At 58.1% G+C, this 22,561-nt stretch carries 18 protein-coding genes and 1 pseudogene; 9 read left to right on the top strand and 10 right to left on the bottom strand.

Annotation, left to right across the window (positions count from 1 at the left end; translation table 11 throughout):
* Positions 1 to 562, bottom strand: a pseudogene (locus AB3X94_RS36265) (IS21 family transposase); the annotation flags it as partial.
* On the opposite strand from AB3X94_RS36265, the gene AB3X94_RS36260 reads away from it, so the two are divergent.
* The 6 genes from AB3X94_RS36260 to AB3X94_RS36235 all read left to right on the top strand — a co-directional run bounded on the left by AB3X94_RS36260 (position 561) and on the right by AB3X94_RS36235 (position 9,869).
* Entirely contained in the window at positions 561 to 1,967 is a 1,407-nt protein-coding gene (locus AB3X94_RS36260; protein WP_368614019.1) for a hypothetical protein, read from the top strand. The pseudogene AB3X94_RS36265 and the gene AB3X94_RS36260 overlap by 2 nt on opposite strands.
* 265 nt (positions 1,968 to 2,232) lie before the next feature.
* Complete coding sequence (locus tag AB3X94_RS36255; protein WP_368614018.1) at positions 2,233 to 3,786, top strand: hypothetical protein; 1,554 nt, start codon at positions 2,233 to 2,235, stop codon at positions 3,784 to 3,786.
* The gene (locus tag AB3X94_RS36250; protein WP_368614017.1) at positions 3,783 to 5,711 is read left to right on the top strand and encodes a hypothetical protein; all 1,929 of its coding nucleotides are present in this window, start codon (positions 3,783 to 3,785) and stop codon (positions 5,709 to 5,711) included. Before AB3X94_RS36255 ends, AB3X94_RS36250 begins: the two co-directional genes overlap by 4 nt.
* Positions 5,708 to 7,771: a hypothetical protein gene (locus AB3X94_RS36245; protein ID WP_368614016.1), complete on the top strand. Its 2,064-nt coding sequence runs from the start codon at positions 5,708 to 5,710 to the stop codon at positions 7,769 to 7,771. The genes AB3X94_RS36250 and AB3X94_RS36245 overlap by 4 nt, the downstream gene beginning before the upstream one ends.
* A gap of 53 nt (positions 7,772 to 7,824) precedes the next feature.
* Positions 7,825 to 8,229: a hypothetical protein gene (locus tag AB3X94_RS36240; RefSeq protein WP_368614015.1), complete on the top strand. Its 405-nt coding sequence runs from the start codon at positions 7,825 to 7,827 to the stop codon at positions 8,227 to 8,229.
* A 986-nt stretch (positions 8,230 to 9,215) separates the two neighbouring features.
* Positions 9,216 to 9,869 (top strand): TetR/AcrR family transcriptional regulator, encoded by a 654-nt coding sequence (locus tag AB3X94_RS36235; RefSeq protein WP_176106450.1) that lies wholly within the window; start codon positions 9,216 to 9,218, stop codon positions 9,867 to 9,869.
* Between the two features lie 276 nt (positions 9,870 to 10,145).
* Here AB3X94_RS36235 and AB3X94_RS36230 read toward each other — a convergent pair whose 3' ends face one another.
* The 8 genes from AB3X94_RS36230 to AB3X94_RS36195 all read right to left on the bottom strand — a co-directional run bounded on the left by AB3X94_RS36230 (position 10,146) and on the right by AB3X94_RS36195 (position 19,282).
* Positions 10,146 to 10,913 carry an SDR family oxidoreductase gene (locus tag AB3X94_RS36230; RefSeq protein WP_368614014.1) on the bottom strand — a complete coding sequence of 256 codons (768 nt, stop codon included), beginning with the start codon at positions 10,911 to 10,913 and terminating at the stop codon, positions 10,146 to 10,148.
* A 226-nt stretch (positions 10,914 to 11,139) separates the two neighbouring features.
* The gene (locus tag AB3X94_RS36225; protein WP_368614013.1) at positions 11,140 to 11,877 is read right to left on the bottom strand and encodes an OmpW family protein; all 738 of its coding nucleotides are present in this window, start codon (positions 11,875 to 11,877) and stop codon (positions 11,140 to 11,142) included.
* Positions 11,878 to 12,095: 218 nt separating this feature from the next.
* Positions 12,096 to 12,893 (bottom strand): SDR family oxidoreductase, encoded by a 798-nt coding sequence (locus tag AB3X94_RS36220; RefSeq protein ID WP_176106447.1) that lies wholly within the window; start codon positions 12,891 to 12,893, stop codon positions 12,096 to 12,098.
* A gap of 261 nt (positions 12,894 to 13,154) precedes the next feature.
* The gene (locus tag AB3X94_RS36215; protein ID WP_176106446.1) at positions 13,155 to 14,726 is read right to left on the bottom strand and encodes an AMP-binding protein; all 1,572 of its coding nucleotides are present in this window, start codon (positions 14,724 to 14,726) and stop codon (positions 13,155 to 13,157) included.
* Between the two features lie 13 nt (positions 14,727 to 14,739).
* Positions 14,740 to 16,044 (bottom strand): acyl-CoA dehydrogenase family protein, encoded by a 1,305-nt coding sequence (locus AB3X94_RS36210; RefSeq protein WP_176106445.1) that lies wholly within the window; start codon positions 16,042 to 16,044, stop codon positions 14,740 to 14,742.
* A gap of 33 nt (positions 16,045 to 16,077) precedes the next feature.
* A complete protein-coding gene (locus tag AB3X94_RS36205; RefSeq protein WP_368614012.1) occupies positions 16,078 to 16,908 on the bottom strand; it encodes an enoyl-CoA hydratase/isomerase family protein in 831 nt (276 codons plus the stop codon).
* A 29-nt stretch (positions 16,909 to 16,937) separates the two neighbouring features.
* Positions 16,938 to 18,161: a thiolase family protein gene (locus AB3X94_RS36200; protein WP_368614011.1), complete on the bottom strand. Its 1,224-nt coding sequence runs from the start codon at positions 18,159 to 18,161 to the stop codon at positions 16,938 to 16,940.
* Positions 18,158 to 19,282 (bottom strand): trans-acting enoyl reductase family protein, encoded by a 1,125-nt coding sequence (locus AB3X94_RS36195; RefSeq protein ID WP_176106442.1) that lies wholly within the window; start codon positions 19,280 to 19,282, stop codon positions 18,158 to 18,160. The genes AB3X94_RS36200 and AB3X94_RS36195 overlap by 4 nt, the downstream gene beginning before the upstream one ends.
* Positions 19,283 to 19,494: 212 nt before the next feature.
* Between AB3X94_RS36195 and AB3X94_RS36190 the strand changes: the two genes are divergently transcribed.
* On the top strand, positions 19,495 to 20,448 hold the full coding sequence (locus tag AB3X94_RS36190) for a helix-turn-helix domain-containing protein (RefSeq protein WP_176106441.1): 954 nt from the start codon (positions 19,495 to 19,497) through the stop codon (positions 20,446 to 20,448).
* A gap of 194 nt (positions 20,449 to 20,642) precedes the next feature.
* On the opposite strand, the gene AB3X94_RS36185 is transcribed toward AB3X94_RS36190, so the two are convergent.
* Positions 20,643 to 21,245 (bottom strand): TetR/AcrR family transcriptional regulator, encoded by a 603-nt coding sequence (locus AB3X94_RS36185; RefSeq protein WP_368614010.1) that lies wholly within the window; start codon positions 21,243 to 21,245, stop codon positions 20,643 to 20,645.
* Between the two features lie 186 nt (positions 21,246 to 21,431).
* Between AB3X94_RS36185 and AB3X94_RS36180 the strand changes: the two genes are divergently transcribed.
* A complete protein-coding gene (locus AB3X94_RS36180) occupies positions 21,432 to 22,262 on the top strand; it encodes an alpha/beta fold hydrolase (RefSeq protein WP_368614009.1) in 831 nt (276 codons plus the stop codon).
* Complete coding sequence (locus AB3X94_RS36175; protein WP_368614008.1) at positions 22,259 to 22,555, top strand: hypothetical protein; 297 nt, start codon at positions 22,259 to 22,261, stop codon at positions 22,553 to 22,555. Before AB3X94_RS36180 ends, AB3X94_RS36175 begins: the two co-directional genes overlap by 4 nt.
* Positions 22,556 to 22,561 lie beyond the last annotated feature (6 nt).

Raw genomic sequence — 22,561 nt, 5'->3', positions numbered from 1 at the left:
TCTGCAAGCCTTGGGAGAGCGCTTCAAAGCTCTCGCCCCCATCGACGACACAGGCGTATTCCCAGTGCGAGAACGCGAGCACAAAGTGGTACAGCCGGTGGGCGAACGGCACGCCGGTGATCGTGATACCAAGGCCGCCCATATCGGTGAAGTCCGACAGCCCCTGTGCGCCAGGCAGATGCTCCTGGGGAAAGAAGACTTCCTTGCCTGGTCCCTCAAGGGCACGCCACTGGCTAACGCGTCGCTCCAGCGTACGCCGCATGCTGTCAGGAAACTCGCCCGGATGCGTCTCCTGCAGTTTGCCCAGCAGCGTGATGGCCTTCAGCCCGGGGACGCTGCGCAGCAGAGGCAGCACTTCACTCTCCCAGACCTCGGCAAATGGATCGGGGCGAGTGCGCCAATCGCGATGCGGCTTCTGCGACGGTAACCGGCCATCGCGTTCGATTCGCCGTGCCGTGCGCGAACTCATGCCCGACTTGGCAGCAGCGACTTCCTGAGTGTGATGTTTGCGCTTGCACATATAGAGGCGGACCTGCTGGTCCGTGATTCGGCTTCCGGACATGGCTGTTCGCTTCTTCTTGAACGCGACCAGCCATCCTATGACCCCATCATCCCGGCGCCGCCGGTGGTGCGTCGTCTCCGGCGGCTACGCCGCCTTCGACTCCGCACCACCGGCCAACACAATCGTCAATCGACCGGACAAGATAATTGTCGGCGCCCAAGCAATCATGTTTGACGAGATTCTTCAAAAGATGGAGGCCGCGATCGCCGTCCTCATGGGCCTGATCCGCGCCGGCCATCCGTTGTGCGGCACGGCCAGCGGCAAGGACTCGACGTGCGCGACGATTCTCATGCTAGAAGCCGTGCGCCGCGTCGCGGAAGAAGGCCACGTGCAACCCGCGCACTACATCTCTTCGGCCAATACAACGATCGAAAACAGCAGTCTTGCGCGGCATATCGAGACCATGCTGGAAGAGGTCGACGAGCACGCGGCCGCATATGGGCTCGGCGTGACGACGCACATTGCCACGCCGTCGCTGGCGATGCAGTTTGTCGTTTCCACCATCGGCCGCGGCACCCTGGTGCGCACCGTCGAAAACGGCGTGCGTGCCGGCAGACGCACGAGAGCGTGCGCGACGGACTGGAAGCTCATCCCACAGGGGCGGTTGCGCGCGGCGCTCGAGCGCGATGCGACGGCCCGCGGCGACCGCCAGATCTGTACCGTTCTCGGCAATCGCATCTCTGAAAGCGCCTCGCGCGGCGTTGCCATGCTGGCCCGAGCGGAAAGCGCGATTGCGCCTACGCGTGACGCCAACGATGCACTGTCTATCTCACCGTTGCGCGACTGGTCGGTCGATGACATCTGGCTGATGCTGACGATGTTTGCCGACGAAGAGAAGCGACCGTTTCCTTGTGCGTTTTCGGTGCGATCGATCGAACGTCTGTCGGACCTGTACCGCGCCGGTAACGAGGGCATGTGCGGAGTTGTTCTCGGCGAAAGTGGGCAGCGTACGGCGTGCGGTTCGCGGTTCGGATGCGTGTTCTGCTGCGTCGTTGGCGATCGGGACAAGTCGCTCGAATCGATGATCCGGGAGCCGGAGCATGCGTACATGGCGGGCCTCAACGATTTCCGCAATTACCTGCTCGCGACACAGTGGGATCTGAAGCGCCGCGAGCTGGTGGGTCGGTCGCTGAGTTCTGCCGGATATGTGCGAGTGCAGCCCGATGTGCTGTCGTTTTGGGAGCGCATGAACCTGTTGCGCTACCTGCTCACGCTCGACGCGCTCGAAATTGAACGCGCCGAACAGCACGACGCCGATCTCGCGGCCGGTCTCATTCAAGACACACCAGAAAATCGTGATCTCTGCGACGTGCAGTTCGAAATGATCACGCCGTCACAACTGGTCGCGATCGACTTCATGCTGTCCATGCACCACTACGCACCGCATGCGTTTCCAGCGGTATGAGCCTGGTACGAAGTCCACAGACTGGGGCGCCGATACCGCATCCCCAAAGTCGACACGTTTCCGAAGGTACCCATCACGAATCACGGATGGTTCCGCGTCGGACAGTTCGACGCGGAGGCGCCGGCCGAAGGTCTTCGGGTATGCCGAACTAACCACCGCGATGGGCGCATGCCGCGCCAAAAATAAATGGACATTGGCAGATCATTAAGAAAATGGACATCGACAGGTCATACACTGAGACCGACAGAAAAGCCGAAGGTGAGCCATGTCCCAAAGCCATGCGCGTCGTATCGTCCTCCCCCGCTACGTACAAACAGTTACGTGCGACGCAGCCGACACCGGTGCGACGCGAGTCGAACTGCCGAACGGCGCGCATTACTTCATCCGCCCGATGCGCACCCAAGGCGAAGCTAACCGAGGAGACGGTTCACCCCGGTGGAAGCGTTCCGATTATGACCTATACCCGATAGTCATTCGTAGTGGTGGCGTTCCGTGGTACGAAGCAAACTTGTGGATACGACACAGGTTGCAGGAGAAGGCGTATGACCCGCATTCATCGACCCGCGACATCGCATCCACGGTGGACGATCTCGTCGCCTACCTACGATTTCTCGAGGAAGAGAACATTGACTGGATGGGCTTCTCTGGTTTCTTCAAGGACGAGCGTCCCACTTACCGATTCAAAACATACCTATCGGACCTGGTCATCCAAAACGTGATCAGCCACAGCGTCGGGCAGAGGCGCATGCAGACTGTCATTCGCTTCTATCGCTATCTGATGAGCGAAACGCATTTCAAGCCAGCGAAACCTACATGGCTAGAAAGGCAAGTCAAAATTCCGGTTCCAACGTCGCAGGGGATCGTCCTAGAAATTCCAGTCACAGCAACGGACTTAAAGGTGAAGGGCAAGCCATCTCCGAATCCGTTCGATCCCCATATCAGGGACGGTGGCAAGCTGCGACCTTTGACCGTGGAACAACAAATTTGGCTGGAGGAAGCCTTGCACGCGCACGGAAACTACGAAGTCCAGCTGATGCATTGGCTGGCTTGGTACACCGGCGCACGGCTGGAAACGGTCTTGACGTTTCGGCGGAAGCATGTTTGGGCAAGCACTACACCCGGTGGTTCATGGAGAACGGCGTGCATCCGCTACGCTACGCAAGCCCGACATGGATTCGTGGTTGTCGCGGTAGGCCCGGGCACCGGTATCGACACGAAGCTCAATCAGAACTATCCGCTGTATATTCCGGTATGGCTATATGACGCCCTTCACGGCTACGCACACAGTGAACGCGCGACGAAACGGCGGAAGATGGCCGCCGGCGGCGACATCGACGACCAGTATCTGTTCCTGACCGAGAAGAGAAAGCAGCCATGGTATCGATCGATGCAGGCCGTTCCCGAACTCAATGAAACCAACACTCATCGCAGACACAAGACCGGCGACGCGCTAGGGCACATTATCCGCAATAAAATTATTCCGGCCGTCCGCGGTAAGCATGATGGCGACTTTCATTACACGTTCCACTGGTTGCGGGCGACGTTCGGGATGAACGAGCTTGAACGGTTGGTTGACAAGCCGAGGGATCCGAACCGAACAGACGGACCAAAGTGGACGCTGATGGATGGCCTGAAATGGGTCCAGGCGCGGCTTCACCACAAGCGTATTTCGGTTACTGAGGGCTACGTGCGCTACCGTGAGGCCGTCGAATTGGCGCGTGCGGCGCAAGATGCATGGGAGACAGAACTGGGCGAGAGGGTAAAGCGGCACGCCCTGGAAGGCCGGGAGAAACTGGACAGACCAGAGGCAACCAGATGAAGAGAGAACGCGGTAGCGTCCTTCAGAGCCGGCAAACTGATCTTCATTTGCTGCCGCTTCCTGAGGGCGCGGTATTGCTGCATCCAGAGCGGGTAATATTGGCTTTCGGTCACAGGAATGGAACGCTGGATTTCGGTGCACTCTGCTTTCTGCGCAGGAGTAACGCCACCCGAGGGGCGAATGAGGGCCGGCGTGTAGACCCGGCTTCCATGCACCGCCGGCGGGTCGAGCACGTTCGGACGGTCATTCAATCCGTGGTCCTCGAGGCCAGGTTGGGAGGAACTCGCCTGTCGAGTCTGCGACCCGCATACGGCTGTTACCTCCGCTTCATGGATTGGTGCGACCTGAACGGTCGGCACGACGCTATTTACGCTGAACCTGCATTGAAGCAAGCGCTAAAGTCCTATGTCGCGTACCTACGCGAACGGATCATGACGGGCACGCTAGGTCAGAATCCAGCGGCTGCCTATCAAAGCCACGCTATCGCAGTGCTACAACGGGTGACCGGCTTCGAGGATCTCGGAATTGGCATCAACCTTATTACGAAGGATAAGCGGCTTGTCGAGCCAACTCTACCGCCGGATGAGGCGGTGGTTGGCAAAGTGCTGGCGTGGTGCGAATGCCTGGTCGAAGGATTCACCGACTTGCTCGTGAATCACAAGCCATATCCATTCCCCCTTCCGGTCTGCGATTACTTAGGTGAACGCGGAAATCGATTATGGGTATTTCCAACGGTACCGTGGGCCGTGACGCAGCGTCGGCAATCCATTGGGCAAGGGCGTCACATCGATTTCGCAAATGGGAGGATCCGCAAGCCGGAAGAGGTTCGCCATCTCACGAAGCGACACCCCGCTAAATTGCGATTGGACAACTTGCGAATGCATCAGTTACTGGCGGCGGCTACTGCCGACCGACTGCATCATTCACGCATCGAGCGCGGAATGCTCGCGATGAAAGGGTACCTGATGTTGCTCCTTGCATCGTCGGGACAGCCGTTGTCAGTAGTCGCCAGCCTGCCATGGAGTCCTGAATTGGACGAGCAGATTCTTAGAAAGAATGTGACGCGACAGCAGTTTCGCAATATCAAGTACCGCGCCGGCGGGACGCAGGTCACCTTCGAGATTGGGGTGAATCATACGCGGCTGCTGCGGCAATACCTGTATCTGCGCACATTTCTTCTGCGAGAACGAACCTGTGACTACCTCTTCTTCAGCCTTGGTCCGAACGAGCAAGCGGAAAAGCCCGAACCCATAGGCGGACACGCTGCGGTCCAGTCGATTTACAAGACACTTCGCATGCTCGACCCTAGCTTGCCTACAGTAAATCCTCGCGAACTCCGCGCGGGCAAGCAGGATTTTTTGATCCGCACCAGCGATCCGGCCACTGCCGCGGTCGCGATGCAACACACGGAAGAGACGGCCGCTCGATACTACAGCAACGGATCACCTACTATTGGGAAGCTTGAGGTTGCTGCCTTCTGGAAAGTCCTCGAGACGAAGGTGAACATCTTGGCGAAAGGCGACCATCTGCCAGGCAGCGAGGACCGGGTTAGCGGAACCTGTGGTGCGCCCCAGCAGCCAAACCCGATCATTGAAAACACTCCCGTCACGCCGGATTGCAAGTGCCCCGAGGGCTGCTACTTCTGCGAGCATTTCCATGCCCACGCGGATGAGGCGGATGTGCACAAATTATTGAGCGCGCGTTTGTGCATCGGACGCAGGGCGAGCCGCGTGAGTACCTATGAAGAGTACAGGAGCAAATATGAGCCGGTCTTGAAACGGATTGAGTTCATTTTGGACCGGGTAAGGGAACTTCGACCGGACATAGTGGCGCACATTGAGGGTAAGGTCGATCAAAACGGTAGTTTGACCCCCTATTGGTCGGCGAAGATGCGGGCCTATCTTGAGATAGAAAGGTTGCAATGACGAGATTCCAGGCAAGGCTGGAGAGCATTCCCGGAAAAAGTGCTCCCGACGAGTATGATTCGTCGAATGGATTGATGCCTCCGGACAACTTCGTCGTATCGCGAAGTTTGGACGGCGACCCGCTATCGTTTTACGGACAGCTAGCCTGGGACCGTTCACCGTATGGGACTGATGGATCCGGAGTGGTTTTGTATTTCGATTACTGGCGCCTTCCGTACTCTGCCCCAGATATTCCGGCGGCGCTAAGGCAGATGACGCCACAGCGCTCGGCGCTGGTAGATGAAATACGCTGGCTGATGTTCGTCCTGATCTACCTGCGGACTGACCCGTTAAGCAACGCGACGATGATCAAGTATTGCACGATGATCTGTCGGCTAGCTGCAGTAGCGGAATCACAATGCGCAACGCTCGGCCAGCTGATGGCGGATTCCGAAGCGATGATACAGCATGCGACAACGTACCCCGTCCACGCCAGATGCCTCTCGCCATTGCTGCAGTTACTGCGCCAATTGGGACAGGAGCGGGTGGGATTCAAGGTTGTACAGGCGAGGACCATCAGCAGAATAGCAGCCATCGGCGCGGCCGTCGATCATTTCCAGACACCTCCGCTGCCGACTCGAATTTATACGCATGTATTAGCTGCACTTGCCTCGGAGCTGGGCGACTGTGAGCGAGTTATCGACAGAATCTTGGAGATGTTGGGTGCGTGCGCGAAAGACAAACTCTTGGGAAGGAGCAGAGCCCGACAGAAAGACCTGGGACAACGTAGGCAAGAAGCGAGACCTGATTTCGTGGAAGTGCTGCGTGAATACGATCTCGAAGACTTCTGGGCGAGGAAGGGGTATGGCGCGCATTTCCAAAGTCTATCAGCGTTGCTGACAGAAATCATGGGGGCATGTGCGCTACAAATTCAGGCTTTTACTGGGATGCGTCACAACGAAGTCGAGGCACTGCCGCATTTTTGCCTGGCGGAAGTAACGGCCGGTGGTGTGGCGCATTACATGGTGCAAGGACGCGTCACGAAGCTGACCGGCGGCAAGCCCAAACGTGCGCAATGGGTGACGAGCAGTAGCGGCCGACGTGCGATCGTCCTGGCGCAGCGCATCTCGCGAGCGGTCTATGGGCTGGCGGGCGACACCCCAAAAGACAGTACGTCGGGAGAGAGTTCACATTATCTGTTCGTCAGCATAGGTAGCATATTTTCTCCTAGGTTCGAGGCGAGGAACCGGACTCCGAACCTACAGTTTTCCGAGCGGTCATTTAATCGGCTACGTTCCGTACTGGAGATCGCGATCACAGAGAAAGACCTCGAGGAGTTGGAGTTAGTCGATCCGGAACGGGACTGGAGAGGTGAGGGCGACTTTAGTGTCGGCCAGCGGTGGCGGCTTACCACACACCAGTTCCGCCGATCGCTCGCACTATACGCCCACGCCAGCGGCCTCGTATCTCTGCCATCGCTGAAGCGCCAGTTGCAGCACATAACCCACGAGATGTCGCTGTATTACGCCCGCGGCTCACAGTTTGCGGGTGACTTCATCTCCGGTCAGCAAGCCGGCGGGAAGCACTTCGGCGTGGAGTGGCAAGCGACCGAGCCTGACGCCGAATATCTCGGACATTTGGTCAACGTGGAGATGGGCGATCCGGGGCAGCTAAGCGGCGGATACGCTATATGGTATGACCGAGCGGTGCGCCGCAAACAGGTGTCGCTTGATCGGGTCACGACGCTGAACGAGTTCCGTCAGGGTAAGCGGGGTTATCGCGAAACATTTGCCGGTGGCTGTACTAAAGTAGGCCAGTGTGACAAGCGTCCCGAGGATCCGATGAACCTCGAATGCCTGCTGAATGACTGCAAGAACCTGGTCATCCAGTTGCCCAAGTTTGAGCGGATCATTCGGATCCAGTTGCAAATGGTGATGGAGCTGGACAGCGCGGCTCCGGACCTACCAGAGACCAGGATCGAAAGAGATATCCTTGCGAGATTGCTGGAGCGTAGGCAAAGGATTGCAAGCGAGAAGGGGGCGAGCACTGAGCATAAGCTCGGTCCCCGTGGAGCGAAGTAAGCCTGCACATAGCTGCCGGCAGCGTCCTGCGAGGAAACGCAACAGGAGTGTACGTGGCACGAGATAGATATGAGGAGGCGCTGGAGCGCCTTAGACGAGGCGTCCCGAAGGTAGTGCCGAAGGGCACAAAAATCAGCAATGACTCGGTCAGCATGGAGGCGGGCTGTAAGAAGGGCAGTATTAAAAGGTCCCGTCCACAGTTTGCGGCACTGATTGCCGACATTAAGGCAGCTGCGGAGGAGCAGAAGCGCACGCCGCAACAGGAGATTCAAGGGAAGCTTGCCAGACATAAAGAAGAGACCGAGAAGTATCGGGAGCTTTATGAGGCGGCCTTGGCCCGTGAGCAATCGCTGGTCGCTGAAATATTCACGCTGAAGAGGAAGCTCGCGGAGCTAACCGGGGCGGACGTGATCCCACTTCGTCAGACGCGAACGGCAGAGAGCGAAAGGGTGGGTTAGCATGGACGGGCAGACAAGTGTAGATATACGTCTCGCCGGCTTGAACGTATCGGGTAGCGTCAGCACGTCAGGAATTTGCGATGCGATCGAGGACGACTACCCCTTCATGGTCTTCACGAACGACACAGCGTGAAACTGACGACGGGCCGGGCCGCAAACGACTCTCCCCGATAGTTGTGCCTCGGCTCGGCTGACCGCGGATTCGGACGAACGTTGACGAACGGGAGATGCGACCGGGCGGTCGCAATTGCCTCTGGAGCAAAATCAGCCGGGGCGCATTGACGGCCGTTTCGTCGCAGGAGGATATACATACCAACGGCCGTCATCGTGCCTGAAGAACATAATTTCGAGCGGCACAGTCCCAGTCAGTCTGGAAGACCTCGCGAAGACGCAACGCGCTTCTCCCGAAGCCGTATTGCTCAAACGCGACCGCGTTAGATGTACCGGTGATGCCGGAGTTGGCGCAAGCCACTTGTCGATCAAGTTGCGCAAGGATTTCTCGCTGAGGCTCATCGCGACCTCCATGGATACATCAAGCATTCACAGGCGCGGCTACCAACGTCGCCCGTCCTCGACTGTGTCTTATCCAACGTGGAACGGGGTTGGCTGCGTCACCAACGTGCGCGACGGAGAAATGCGTGGCCGATGGAAGGTCGGCGTCAGGCAATCTCTAATATTGGTCGCATGACTGATTTATACAGTCATACGACCAATAAATCAAGATTCTCAGCAACCGGGAAACTACGGATTTGTCTATATATTGGTGGAAGTTCGGACGTGTAAATCGAGAATTGGTCGGTGGTCTGGTAATTATTGGTCGTTTGACGTATTATCTGGGCGCGGAGCAGTGACGGATCTCCTGTTGAGGGCGGTAGTCAACCGTGGTACGCCGTGGTCGTGCCCCATTAAGGCAGTCGTCGCTCGGCGGTGCAGCTGCGTCGACCGCCATTCCCGGACAACTGGCAATCAGCTAGGAGTGTGCATAAGTGAAACAGGTCGCGATCAACCTGGCTGGCAGGAAAGAGGAACCCGACGAGCCGAAGCGTCGCGGTAACAGGACAACGCGAACTCCGGAAATCCTCGAGGCGGCGATCGATGTGCTCGCAAAGTACGGTAACGTCGGTTTTGCTCTCCGGCGCGTTGCCAGTGAGGTAGGTATTCACCTGGCCACTTTGCAGCACTACTTCCCGAGCAGGGAAGACTTGTTGCGTGCGGCGATGGAAGAGGTCGCGACGCGATACCTGACGCTGTATCAAAGTTTGGTCAAGGACGATGAACGGTCACCAGAGGTTCGGCTCGACGCTATCGTGGACGTCGCCTTTGATGAGTTGACCAAACCCGGTACCCACATTGCGCCGTTTTGTCTCGAAGGATGGAGCATGGGAGAGCGTGAAGAGTTTGCCCGGAGCTTGGTGGCCAGATTTAACCGCCAATTTCAGGAAACATTTGCGAGCCTGGTAGGGAAGATCAACCCGTCGCTTACACCTCAAGAATGCGCGCTCCGCGGTCGTCTGCTTTATTCGCATATGGCGGGACTAATTGTCCTCGTTCGCCCTGTACGCGGGGGCTCGGCCGACGTTGAAGCACTTCGTGCAGCGACAAAGGTCGTATGGAGAGCGCTCAGCGCTGCCCCGCAGTAGGGTGAAATGCTCCTGACGCTGATTGCCAGACTTTCCATAGAACTGCGCCTGATTCGAGAGACGATCTACACCTGTCGACGCAGCTGATATCGCCTGCTTCACTCAGCTAAGGGTGCTGGCATCCCGACAGGTTACCGATGTGTTTCGCGACGAGCGGACGGGGGAATGCCTGTTGTGAACCGTCTTCAGGGATTCGACAGAACTGCGGGCTATCGATTAAGCACATCGGAGTGATGTCGACCAAAGCGATGTCGCACCTTGCCGGATGCAGATACGCTAACCCTGGCGATAGGCGGGAGCCCCCATCATCGCGCCAGTGACCCCACCGTCAACATAGAGTTCGGTAGCTTGCACATATGATGACTCACTAGAGCAGAGAAAGAGCACAACCTCTGCGACCTCTTCTGCCTCACCCAGGCGGCCCAGTGGGACGGATTGCGTCGCGAACTCATGTACGGCTGGAATGAGCGCGGCGTCTGCTACAGTTCGCCAGAACGGAGTTCGAATATTACCGGGAGAGACGACATTTACTCGGATCGCTCTTCCAGACAGCTCTGAGGCGATGCATCGGGCCATCCCGACCAGTCCAGCCTTGCTGGCAGCATAGGCTGCCATCCCCGGCATTCCGATCGCATTGCCGATCGAACTATTCAGTACTATAGAAGCATTGTTTCGTAGGTGGGGTAGGAGCGCTTGAACGCAGAAGAAGGGACTTTTCAGGTTCGTCGCGATCAAGTGATCGAACTGTTCTACAGTCGTGCCGCCCACTGGCGTCAAGCTTGCGTCGCCAGCATTCAGAAACACAGCGTCGAAATTGCCTACGTCTCTCACGATGGATGCGAGCCCGGATTCCAGGCCGACGAAGTCAGTAGCATCCAAGCGAAAGGCAAAAGCCGATTCGCCAAGTGCCGCCTTGCTTTCGGAAAGTGTAGCTTCGTTGCGTCCAGTGATAACCACAGTAGCGCCTTCTTCCGATAGCCGTTTGGCCGCAGCGAATCCAATTCCACTATTTCCACCTGTGACCAGCACCGTTTTGCCTGCCATTCGCATGTTATCTTCCCCTCATATGAATGAAATTAGCTCAAAAGGAGCGCCATGTAGTTGATGGCGTAATGGGACGAAATTTATAACGCTTTTATTAACGAACCGTTGTTGCTTCTGCCCTTCGGAATCGTTCGCCGTCGATTGAGTTCTATCGAACCCGGAGCTAGAGATGATGCAGTCAAGCTCCGTCCGAATACCTTCGGAGCTTAGGCAGCACCTTCGACCGTTAAAACTTGTACGAGATACCGAGGAAAGTCACGATTGGATGAAGCCTGACTTTCGCATGACTGACAATCTCTGTTCCGCCTGCCGTTTTCCCTGTCAGCGTCACATTGGTGTCGGTAGGGATATATGCCACCAGCATGTCCACAGACCAGCGCCTGGATATCTGATAGTCAAGGCCAGCCTGTACCACCGGATTCCATGAACTGGAGGCATGTGCAGTCGCAGTTCCACCGGGACCGAAGGATTGCTCGACAAAATCGGAGTTCGTGACACGCGTGTCAGTGAACCACGTGTAATTGACGCCGACGCCGACGAAGGGCCTGAATCGACTGTCGGGCTGACCAAAGTGGTAACGCAATACCACCTCGGGAGCCCACGTCCGCGTATCGCCCAGAACGCCATAACTATCCATCACGCCCCGCCCCTCTAGCTGCATTCGACCGGGCCAGCCACCCAAAAACGCAACGCCAATTTGATTGGTAATGTAGTGTTCGAAGATGAAGGCGGGTAAGTCTGCGCTTCGGGCACCAGACCCTGAACCCGGAATCGGCATGTTGACAGGCGTTCCGCCGACGCTTGTTACCGTCAGCGGACCGCTACCGGTCTGTGGCGCCACATGCGCCCAGCCAAGACTGACGACGTTGTCGCCAGCCGCCTGTGCGTGTGCGCTGTCGACAGATCCAGCAATCAGCGTCAAGGCTGACAGGCATGCCGTTGTTGCGTACTTCCACTTCCACATAATTGTCTCCGTTGTCGTTTTTTTCTATACGTTGTGGTCGAACTACAGCTTCCGACAGTTCAGCGAGGCCATATTGGGAGTGGCGGCCTTCGCGGAACCGTGGGACAGTAAGGCCGCCGCAGTGCTCTGCGACGCGCTCGTGCTAGAACGGGTTGGCGTGGCGACTTGCGGGCCGTTGACCAGGACGTTGCCGCGACGTAACGCCGGGTCGGGCCGGGTTAAACCCCCAACTTTCTGCGCACGAGTGCGCCATAGCTGTCGGGAAACAGACGAGCAATCCATTGCAGCGAGCGCGCGCCATTGCCAACCAGCAGCCGTTTGTCGCCGCGTAGCAGTCCCGCCACAATCTCGCGTGCACACTGCTCGGGTGTTGTCGTCATCTGGCGTTTGTTGGCATCCAGTAGACGACGCTCAAAATCCGTCTCATGTTCGGCTTTTGGAACGTTGCTGATGTTGGTGTTGATGCCACCCGGGTGCACGAGTACGGCTCGCACGCCGGTGCCCTCCAATTCCTGCCACAGTGTTTCTGTTAGTCCTCGAACGCCGAACTTGGAGATTGTGTATGCAGCCGAGCAGGGTGTCGCCACTAGCCCGAAAACACTCGATATATTTACGATGCAGCCTTGGCGCCGGGCCAGCATTTTTGGCAAGAAGGCTTTGGTGCCGTAGATCACACCCCACAGGTTGATTCCGATTACCTTCTCGAACTCCTCTATCGTGGCGTGTTCGACTGAGGCCAGCACTGAGGTTCCGGCGTTGTTGATCACAAAGTCGACCTGCCCGAAGTCACTGGCTACTTCGTCAGCGTGCCGAAACATTGCATCGCGACTTGATACGTCGAGTAAGTAGGAGCGTGACGAGGTGGCGACCGGCAATAGCTCGACGGTTTTCGCCAGATTCTGCTCGCTCACATCTGACAGTGCGAGACGAGCGCCCCTGCGAGCGAGTTCGATAGCCAGCGCGCGGCCAATGCCCGACCCCGCACCAGTGATGGCCACGACGAGATTACTGAACATGGCCGTGCACCTCCGCATTGCCACGCATTGCTGCAGCGCGACACAACACTTTGACGCAGTTTGGCATCCCCCTGACGTCTGTCGGTGTAACCAAAGGACGGTTCTTGTCCATTCAATGTCTCCTCTTTGCCATCGCTAACGAAAGGTAGGCTAGGCCTGCACGATTTATTTCGGTATGCGAACCAATGCAATCGTTATTGAGTTCGAAAAGACCGGTCGGAGTATGCCGACCGGCCGAACTTCTACGTCCTCGTGTGAATGTCAGATTTTGCGCTGCTCGTCCCGCCAGAAAGGCGCGCGCACATCCTTTTTTAGGACCTTGCCGTTGGGGCTTCGGGGAAGGGCATCGACGAACACGACGCGCTTGGGGGTTTTGATTCCACCGAGCTTTGGGCGACAATAGGCAATGATCTCGTCCTCGGTCGCTTGTTCGCCCTGGTTCAGTTCGATCACAGCCGTGACTGCTTCGCCCCAGTCTGCGTGCGGAATGCCGATCACGGCGCAATCCTGCACCGCCGGGTGGGTCCAGATGACCTGCTCAACCTCGCTCGGGTAGACGTTGAATCCGCCGCTTATGATCATGTCCTTCTTGCGGTCGGTAATATGAAGGAAGCCTTCTGAGTCGAGATAACCGATGTCGCCGGTGTGGAGCCAGCCATCAATGATTGTTTCAGCGGTCTTGTCCGGGGCCTTGTAGTAACCTGCCATCAGCAGATCGCCACGAACGCAGATCTCGCCTGCCGCGCCGATGGGAAGAATTCTGCCATTGTCGTCGAGGATTTCGACACGCACGAGCGGAGCAGGCCGCCCGGCGGCCGAGAGCCGCGCGTCGTCGGCAATTTCACCGTTGCGGAAGTGGTCTTCGGGACGCATGAATGCAATCGCGGAGGGAGCTTCAGCTTGACCGTATCCCTGAAACATCACCGGTCCGAACACTTCGATCGCGCGACGCAACTTCTCCGTTGACATCGGAGCTGCGCCGTAGATGAAGTATTTTAGCGACGAGAAGTCGCGTTTTTCGATCCCGGGAATTTCGAGAAGTCGATAAATTACCGTGGGCGGCAGATAGAGTTCCGTAACACGGTGTTTTTCGATCAGATCAAGCAGCTGATGCAGGTCCATTCGATTCATCACCACGATCGTCCCTGCGCGCGCGGTACATGGCAGGGTAAGCGTACCGGCGGCGTGTGTCATCGGAGCGGCGACAAGATTCACGATCGGCTCGTCCGAAGAGTATGGCGCGGCAAACATCTGGTGCAGTGCGCTGACGGACAAACTTCGGTGAGTGTTCATCGCACCTTTCGGTGCCCCCGTCGTTCCCCCGGTCGGCATCACGCCGGCGAGTGAGCCCTGTTCCGGGACAAAGTCCGGAAGGGAGGCTGGCGCGTTTGCAAGGAACGATTCGAGCGTAACGGCACCCGTTGCAGATGCAGCTTCGACGTCGTCGCCCAGAGAGATCACGGTGTGCAGTTTTTTCAGGTCGGCACGAATTTCATGCACAAGCGGCAGGAACTGCTCGTGACAGAACAGTACTTCGCAGTCAAAGCCGTCCAGCAGCCGCTGGGTCTCCTCTGGCGGATTCGCCGGATTGACCGGGACCCAGGCGAGCCCCGCGCGCCACAGTCCGAGCACACAACCCCACGCCTCAGGGTCGTTACTTGCCAGCACTGCGCCCTTGGCATCGCGCTCGATACCACGGCCGAGTAGGGCATTGCCGACGCGGCAGGACAGCTCGCCGATGTGCCTATACGTGAAGGTGCGATCGCCAGCGATGAAGGCGATCTTCTCGGGGTTGGCCCGCCACCCGCGGTCGAAGAAATCTGTGATAGCCATACAAGTTCCTAGTTCACAACCCGATTCGATTGCAGCGGTACAGCAGCGAATTCAGGTAGCCAAATTTCATGTTGAGAAGATGATTCTCGCCGTCCTCGATCCGGGCAGCCCTTGCGTCCCGAAAGAGCTTCTCTAGCGGGTATTCACGGGTCAATCCATAACCGCCGAACAGCTGCAGGGCCTCGTCTACGACTTCGAACGCGAGGTCGGTGCACGTAACCTTCGACGCGCCGGTAAAGTACGGATGTTTAGCCGGCGAGAGTAGGGTGTACTCAGTGGCACGCCTGGCCACCGCGCGAATGGTTTCGACTTTCCGCGCCATGGCACCGAGCCGGTACTGGACCATTTGATGGTCGCTGAGAAGTGCGCCGCCCTGGCGCCGCTCGTGCACATAGGCGAGCGCCACTTCGAATGCAGCCCTCGCCATGCCGGTTGCCATCTGGCCCATGCCAACGCCCGCTGTCGACCACGTATTTGCATGACCGCGCCAATATTCCTCCCGTGAGGACACTGCGTAGCGCAGGGGCACCTTGACGTTGTCGAAGTAGATCTCGCCTTGCGGTAACGCCCGCTGGCCGAGCTTTTCAAGCGGCTTGCCGCGGCTCACGCCTGGAAGGTCCAAGGGAACAATCACCTCGATACCGTGCGGATGCCCTTCTTCGTCGAAGAACCCGTTACCGTAGTCGGCCACGATCGTCAAGATTGCAACCTGCGCTACAGAACCGTTTGAGACCCAGGCAGAACTCTGTCCATTGATCACAATGTCGCCACCGCTGACCTTCGCTGTGAGATTGCCTTTGTTGCCCTGCGGTGCTGTAGCGTGCCGTTCGCCCGGGTAGAGCATTGTGCCGTCGGAACCGCGATCTGGCTGGGTCGCGATCCAGCATCCGAGCTTGTTTGCAGTCAGATCGATGAGTTCCTGGTTGGCGGCCCGCTTGGCGATCATGTTCGGGAACGCGGCTGCGGCGAGCGAGACCGTTAGTCCCACGTCACCCCACCCGAATTCTTCGATTACGATAGCCTGTAGCCGGGCCAGTGCTTGGGGCGGCACATCATCAGCGTCGGTGTCGAAACTGATCCCGGCTGAAGCTGCGGTCTTGATAAAGTCCCAGTACGGAGAGCCTGGTGCAATCGCATCCTCGGCGCTCAGCTTGTCGATGGCAATCGCCGTAGGCCGCATTACATCTCGTGCAAACTTGTGCATCGCTTGCTGGATGTTGCGTTCTTCCTCGCTGAGGACTTCGAATCCCGTGAGCTCGACGTACGGCAGATCCGGCCGCACTGAAGTCAGCGCAGCGTGTTCGACCTGTTGTGTCATTTCGGCGTCTCCTGTTTGTGACGATCGTTTCGGCTACTCGGCGGCGGCGAGAAGCGCTGGGAGGTCACGCTCATGCTCGACGTCCTGCAGTTGCGCCATCTTTTCTAGGCCCTCCCGGACAGGGGGCTCGTCTACAAGCTTCATGAACGCCGCGTTCTCACTGGCGAAGCCGGCGAATTGTGCGTCGACGGCCCAGCTAAAAACGCTTTTGATGACCTCGTCCACAGCGGCAATCGAGCTTGGCGGTCGCGTCGCGACACCGTGGGCAAGCGTGATTACGTATGTATGGAGATCCTCGCGCGGCAGCGTCCGGTTCACAAAACCGTAGGTCGCCGCTTCGTCGCCGCTGAAATCGCGTGCCGACAAGATCACTTCACGAGCACGGGCAGGCCCGATCAACATCGCAAGACGTGTGGTACCGCCGCCTGCAGGCAAGATGCCGCCACTGGCCTCTGGCAGACAGAACCTGCTTCCTGGCGTCGCGAAGCGCATATCGAGGGCGAGTATGAATTCGAGCCCCGCGCCGCGGCAGATTCCATCGACCACGCCAATGGTGACCTGCGGCAGGGTCTGCCATGCCGTCGAGAGGGCTTGCACCACGTTGATGTCGTCGTAACGGCTCCGGGGCGCGGTCGGGTCGCTAGAGAGCCGGAGGAGGTCGTTCAGGTCAAAATGCGCAACGAAGAACTCCGGGTTCGCGCTGCCGAAGACTACGACCGCGGTCTCACGGTCAAACGCGAGCGATCCCGCAAGGTCGAACAGCTCGCCGATCATCTGAGCATTGATCAGGTTCAGCGGGGGATTGTTGAAATCAACGAAAAGAGTCCGGCCATCGCGCCGGATGTTAAGTGTCTGGTAGGTCATTGTCTCCTCCGAGAAGATTTGCGGACGATTCAGGAGCCGAGAATGGTGATTGCGGCGGCCGCCTCCTCACCTGCGTAGAGCCCGCCGCCGTTCTCCGCGAGGGCTATACGGGCGCCGTGCACCTGGCGTGCTCCGCAGTTACCGCGAAGCTGGTGCACAAGCTCATAGATCTGGGCGAGGCCAGAGGCCCCCATTGGGTGACCTTTGGATTCGAGGCCACCGGACGGATTGATCGGCAAGCTGCCGCCGAGCTTCGTTGCACCAGATTCCGCGAACGGGCCGCCGGCGCCGATCTCACAGAATCCAAGCAACTCGGATTGCAGAAGCTCACCAAATGAAGATGCGTCATGGACCTCCGCGACGGAAATGTCCTCGGGTCCGACTCCCGCCTGTTCATAGGCGGACCGAGCAGCGAGGCGGGTGACTGATCGATCCCAAGCCGAGAGCGGACGCACGGTCCCACTCTGCAGAACGTTTGCAAGTACCCGTATCGGCTGGGCGCTGCCGAGACGTCGCAGGCCGGCCGCATTGCAAACGACAACTGCGGACGCTCCATCTGTTAGTGGGGCGCACATTGGGACTGTGAGCGGCCCCGACACCGGCCGTGCCGCCAGGATGTCCTCCACTGACATTTCCTTGCGAAAGTGTGCGAGAGGGTTATGGACAGCATGCGCATGATTCTTCGAGGAGATGACGGCAAGCTGTCGCTGCGTGGTTCCGAACGCATTCATGTGTGCTCTGGTGAGCGCAGCGTAGATATCCATAAACAGGCTGTGAGGTTGCCCATCGTCTGGAATCCCGCCCCCCAGCTCCTCGAGAACGGCTCGCACACCTTGCCTGTCATTGACGTCGACACCGCCGTCGAAGACTCCAAGTGCTTTGCTCTTGTCGCCAATACTCAGTTTTTCGGCTCCGACTGCCAGCACGACGTCTGCTGCCCCAGAGCGCACATGCATGATCGCCTGATGCAAGGCTGTCGCCCCCGTCGCGCACGCGTTCTCGACGTTCACGATCGGGATGCGTTCGAAGCCCATTGATCGCAGCGCCATCTGGCCGGCCACTACCACCTGGCCTTCGAGGACGTCCTGACACGTATTGCCAAAGTACGCTGCGTCGATGGTGCTCAGATCGCCTCCGGCGTCGCAGATGGCCTCAAGCACCGCCGTCCTCGTGAGATCCTTGACCGACGCGTCTTGCCTAACCCCAAACGAGGTCATGCCTACGCCGGCTATCCAAACAGGCACCGCGGTCATGCCACTGTCTCCTCGGTCACGCGTGCAAGGCCAAACGCCTCCAGAGCCCCCATGAGTTCGCGATGTCCCAGGAACTGCGCCGGCGATCGGAAGCCCACACCGCTGTAGGTGTTTCCGAGCAATCGCATGGCCGCATAAGCCTGCAAAACACCCGTGATTTGATAGCCGGAAGTGCCGTGAATAACTGCGCGTGCTGTGATGTTGTTCCCGCGGCCAATACACCAGTCAACGGATCGGTGCACCTGCCGGTTTTCACGAGGCGGCGTGTTGGGCGTCATGCTGGCTGCGATCCGGTCTAGCACCGGGTGCAGCTTCTCTTCAGGCAACCATTGGAACATGACCTTGAACATGCGCTCCGCTGCACGAACCCGCTGGGGAATATCGCCCTTGTCATTACGCATCGCGACGAACATGCGACAGTTGCGCACCCTGCGGTCATCCCGGAAGAACACGGGGAGTGCCGTGCCACCCCACTGCAGGCCCGGGACAACATAGGCGGTACCAGGCACAACCATGTCCTGCTGGACGATGCCATCGTACTTTTTAAGAACGTTGTCCTGGAGGTAGTAAGAATCTGTGCGAATCACGTCGAACATCGACTGGCTCGAGCCCACTGTCGGAATTGCGCTGACGTACTCCCCAAGCTCGAGAGTGTCGATTCCCGGTGTTTCCAGAACTATGCGGGCAGCAATGTCGTGAACCGCATACTGCATGGACACAGCAGTCGATACGACCAGTCCGGCGGCTGCGAATTTGGGGCCCCATTCGTCAAGTAACTGAAGATGGTGTTGCTGCTCTCCGGCAGTGTCGAGATAGTGGCATCCGGCGCGCAGCGCGGCTTCGAGGACTGGGGGCGCATATCGCAAAAAAGGGCCGACCATATTGCAGACGACCTTTCTGCCTTTGAAAAGCGCTACCAGCGACTCGACAGAACCGTCGACTTCGGCGATTTCGTAATCGGCAGTTTCGATTCCGGGCACTGAAGCCATGACTTCCTGTAGCTTCGACTTGTTGCGACCTGCGGCGACGAACGGGATGTTGTATTCGCGCAGGTACTCGGCCACCAACCGTCCGGTATAACCGCTGGCGCCATAGATGACGACAGGACGCAGATCGCTCATCATCTCCTCCTATTTAATAGTTTGGTTGCTGTTAGTGATGGCCGACTGTACTGGGTGACTGGCATCCGGCGCTTGCACATGCGTGCATGCGACTTGTCGGTTTGTGCATCGTGGGCCCGGATTCGGGTTTCTGCGCACTTGACGGCGGCCTTCCTGATCCACACGATCGCTGGTAGTTGTTATCTGTCAATTCGCCAATGGAAAGGAACCCAATGGCAGCTGTTACCTGGTCGACCCACGGGTTGCCCCACAAGCTCTTGCAGGACGCATTCAGCAGCAAGCTCTCTGATCTGCATGTAAATTGGACGTTATCGATCCCAGAGCCGGACGGATTTGACGCATCTGTGCGGTACCGGAAAGTGGATCGGCTGACAATCGGGGAGTTGCGGAGTGGCCGGATTACCGGCCAACGAGCGGCGTCGGGAGATGCACCGCTACTGGGTGTTCTGATGAACCTCAGTGGACGGCTAGCGTGCCGCTACGAAGATGGGCGCGAGGTCGTACTGCCCCCCAATCATCTGCTGATCTGGGATAGTGAGCTCGGTTTTGACTTTGACGTGGAGGGGTCTCATCGCGAGTTCTATCTGCTTTTGCCCCGCGAGCGAGTTCCCTTGACGGTTGCGAGCGCTGCCACTCATTTGTGCGGCGCGTTACCGGCGGTGCAAGGTTCCGGCTTGTCGGCCATTGCCGGTGAGCATCTCCGGACGATCTCGCAGGAGCTCGACCAACTGTCCGATGGCGCATTGGCGATTGCCTGTCAGTCCTTTTTCGACTTGCTCGACGCGGCGATTACCGTCGACACCGATCGTCCATCCTCAAAGGCCATACTGCTAAATGCGATCCGGCAGTACATTGACAAAAATCTGGACGACCCCGAATTGTGCGCTGCGTCAATCGCAAACGCTCATCATATTTCGGTGCGGAAATTACATGTTACCTTCGCAGGTACGGGGACAACGGTCAGTCGTTGGATCCGTGATCGTCGGCTGAAAGTCTGCTATCGCGAACTATGTGCGGCTGCCAGTACGAAAACGGTGACGGACGTGGCTTACAAATGGGGATTCAACGACGCAGCCCACTTCAGTCGGACGTTCAAGCAGGCGTTCGGCGTAACCCCAAGAAGTTTGCGGATTGGCAGCGCGGTACCTGCCCTGGACGATTACTAAGTCCAGTGTTCCAGACCTGGGTTGTTTTACTGTGCCGAAGATTTCGCACAAAAGCTCGTCGCTGTGCCCTGTGCCCCGCCTGACGGCATCAGGATGCGCAAGCAGCCGGTCGCAGCATGACCTACTGGTACGGCTTGCTGAAGCTGAAAGTCAGGACGGGCGCTGCTGCGAGGTCCTGCTTTCGTAGGCCAGAGTTAGTGTTCATCGCGCAGCAGCATGCGCTCCATGAAAACGCGCCGCTCATCCCGCTGCTTATCGGTACCCTGGTTTGAAAGTAGGGATTCGGCCAACTCATAACTGTAAAGGGCGAATGCGCGCTTCCGTGCCTCCGAAATATCGAAGCCGAGTGCGCTAAAGCACTGGGCAATATAAGCAAGGCGCTTCGCATCCACCTCATCCACAAATTGACGGGCCATCTCGTCCCGCCTTGCCCATCCCCGTATCGCTAACTCCGTCGCGGCGGCAACCTGCGCTGCTTCGCCGTGAAACGGCAATGCCATCAGTTCGCGCAGCAGTTCCCGCGCCTTGACGTTGCGTTTCTCAAAACGCTCAATGATTTGCTCAGTGGCGGTATCGCGCCACCACGTCAGCAAATGACTCAAGAGATCGTCGCGGTCTTTGAAGTGCCAGTAAAAGCTGCCCCGTGTAACCCCAAGATTTTTCGACAGAACCTCTACACGCACGGCTTCGACACTCTTGTCGACCAGAACTTCTGCGGCTGCACGAATCCAGTCATCCGGCGTGAGTTGAGGTTTGCTTGACGCGTCCGAAGTACGCGCTACCGAAGATCGTGACATTGCGTGTCCGTAAGGGCAAAAGAAATATTTTACTTCATCGACACATGCAGAGCCGTATGGTCATGTGTATTCACGTTAACACCTGGAAATTGACTGACGAAGGTTATTGACTTCATCTCTGCCACGACATACGATGCATTCCATACACATACGTATGTGTATGGAGAGAGCGCGAGGAGAGCGAAAATGGGCGATTTGGCAGGCGTTGGAAAGACGCTGCAGGCGGCGGACCATCGAACGAACTATCACGAGGTCGGGCAGGGCAAGCCTCTTTTCCTGCTGCATGGATCCGGTCCCGGCGTGTCGGGCTGGACCAACTGGAAGGGCGTGATGAGCGATCTTGGTGAGCAGTTTCGCGTGATCGTGCCAGACATCGCCGGCTTTGGTTTCACCGAGTTCAAGGAAGGCAGCAAGTACGACATCAAGCTCTGGGTGCGCCATCTCACGGGCATCATGGACGCACTTGGTATCGAGAAGGCGTCCTTCGTCGGAAACTCGTTCGGCGGCGCGCTCGCCATCGGTCTCGCCCTTTTCGACAAGCAACGCGTTGACCGGCTGGTGTTGCTAGGCACTCCTGCAGGCGAATTCGAACAGACCCCCGGCCTGCGGTCGGCATGGACGTATGAACCGTCGCTCGAGAACATGGAGCAGACGATGCGTTTGTTCCCTTATGACCAGACGATCATCACCGACGAGATGGTCCGGACGCGTTATGAGGCCAGCGCTCGTCCTGGTGCGCAAGACGCCTTGCGCAAGCTGATTCCGAGGCCGAATAACGACGGGCCGACGATCGTCAAGGGATTCCCCGCGTCCGCCGTCGCCGGCATCGAAGCGCCGACGCTCGTGCTGCACGGGCGCGAGGACAGAGTCGTGCCGCCTGCTTGCGGTGCCCTACTCGCTCAGCACATTCCCAACGCCGATCTGTACCAGTTCGCCAAGTGCGGCCACTGGGTGCAAACGGAGCGCAGAGACGATTTCCTCCGGCTCGTCACGGATTTCGTTGGACAGCAATCATGAGCCGCAACAGCGTGGAGCGTGTGCTGCATCAGCTGTGTATCGATCGCGGCGCTAAACAGCGGTTTAAAGAGGGCGCGGAGCAGTTCCTCGAGGGCTTGCCGCTGACTGATGCCGAGCGCGCGATGATCTTGTCGTTCGACGTGAAAGGCCTTCAGCGATACGGGGTGAACAGCATGTTGACCATGGGTTTTTGGCAGGAGCTCTCGCCGAATCGCGACATGAGGGCCTATCTGTCGCGCCTGCGTGATGTGAAGGACGGGGAAGCGGTTTTTGCAGCGGCACTGAAGGGGTAGATCAAC

Source organism: Paraburkholderia sp. BR10923 (genome assembly GCF_040948765.1).
GTDB lineage: Bacteria > Pseudomonadota > Gammaproteobacteria > Burkholderiales > Burkholderiaceae > Paraburkholderia > Paraburkholderia youngii.
Note: the sequence above shows the minus strand (reverse complement) of the source record. Positions and strands in the feature narration are given on the sequence as shown.

Excerpts from the sequence above, each read along its gene's own strand:
- AB3X94_RS36260 (WP_368614019.1), top strand. The coding sequence starts at position 561 with ATGGCTGTTCGCTTCTTCTTGAACGCGACCAGCCATCCTATGACCCCA.
- AB3X94_RS36255 (WP_368614018.1), top strand. The coding sequence starts at position 2,233 with ATGTCCCAAAGCCATGCGCGTCGTATCGTCCTCCCCCGCTACGTACAA.
- AB3X94_RS36250 (WP_368614017.1), top strand. The coding sequence starts at position 3,783 with ATGAAGAGAGAACGCGGTAGCGTCCTTCAGAGCCGGCAAACTGATCTT.
- AB3X94_RS36245 (WP_368614016.1), top strand. The coding sequence starts at position 5,708 with ATGACGAGATTCCAGGCAAGGCTGGAGAGCATTCCCGGAAAAAGTGCT.
- AB3X94_RS36230 (WP_368614014.1), bottom strand. The coding sequence starts at position 10,913 with ATGGCAGGCAAAACGGTGCTGGTCACAGGTGGAAATAGTGGAATTGGA.
- AB3X94_RS36225 (WP_368614013.1), bottom strand. The coding sequence starts at position 11,877 with ATGTGGAAGTGGAAGTACGCAACAACGGCATGCCTGTCAGCCTTGACG.
- AB3X94_RS36220 (WP_176106447.1), bottom strand. The coding sequence starts at position 12,893 with ATGTTCAGTAATCTCGTCGTGGCCATCACTGGTGCGGGGTCGGGCATT.
- AB3X94_RS36215 (WP_176106446.1), bottom strand. The coding sequence starts at position 14,726 with ATGGCTATCACAGATTTCTTCGACCGCGGGTGGCGGGCCAACCCCGAG.
- AB3X94_RS36210 (WP_176106445.1), bottom strand. The coding sequence starts at position 16,044 with ATGACACAACAGGTCGAACACGCTGCGCTGACTTCAGTGCGGCCGGAT.
- AB3X94_RS36205 (WP_368614012.1), bottom strand. The coding sequence starts at position 16,908 with ATGACCTACCAGACACTTAACATCCGGCGCGATGGCCGGACTCTTTTC.
- AB3X94_RS36200 (WP_368614011.1), bottom strand. The coding sequence starts at position 18,161 with ATGACCGCGGTGCCTGTTTGGATAGCCGGCGTAGGCATGACCTCGTTT.
- AB3X94_RS36195 (WP_176106442.1), bottom strand. The coding sequence starts at position 19,282 with ATGAGCGATCTGCGTCCTGTCGTCATCTATGGCGCCAGCGGTTATACC.
- AB3X94_RS36190 (WP_176106441.1), top strand. The coding sequence starts at position 19,495 with ATGGCAGCTGTTACCTGGTCGACCCACGGGTTGCCCCACAAGCTCTTG.
- AB3X94_RS36185 (WP_368614010.1), bottom strand. The coding sequence starts at position 21,245 with ATGTCACGATCTTCGGTAGCGCGTACTTCGGACGCGTCAAGCAAACCT.
- AB3X94_RS36180 (WP_368614009.1), top strand. The coding sequence starts at position 21,432 with ATGGGCGATTTGGCAGGCGTTGGAAAGACGCTGCAGGCGGCGGACCAT.
- AB3X94_RS36175 (WP_368614008.1), top strand. The coding sequence starts at position 22,259 with ATGAGCCGCAACAGCGTGGAGCGTGTGCTGCATCAGCTGTGTATCGAT.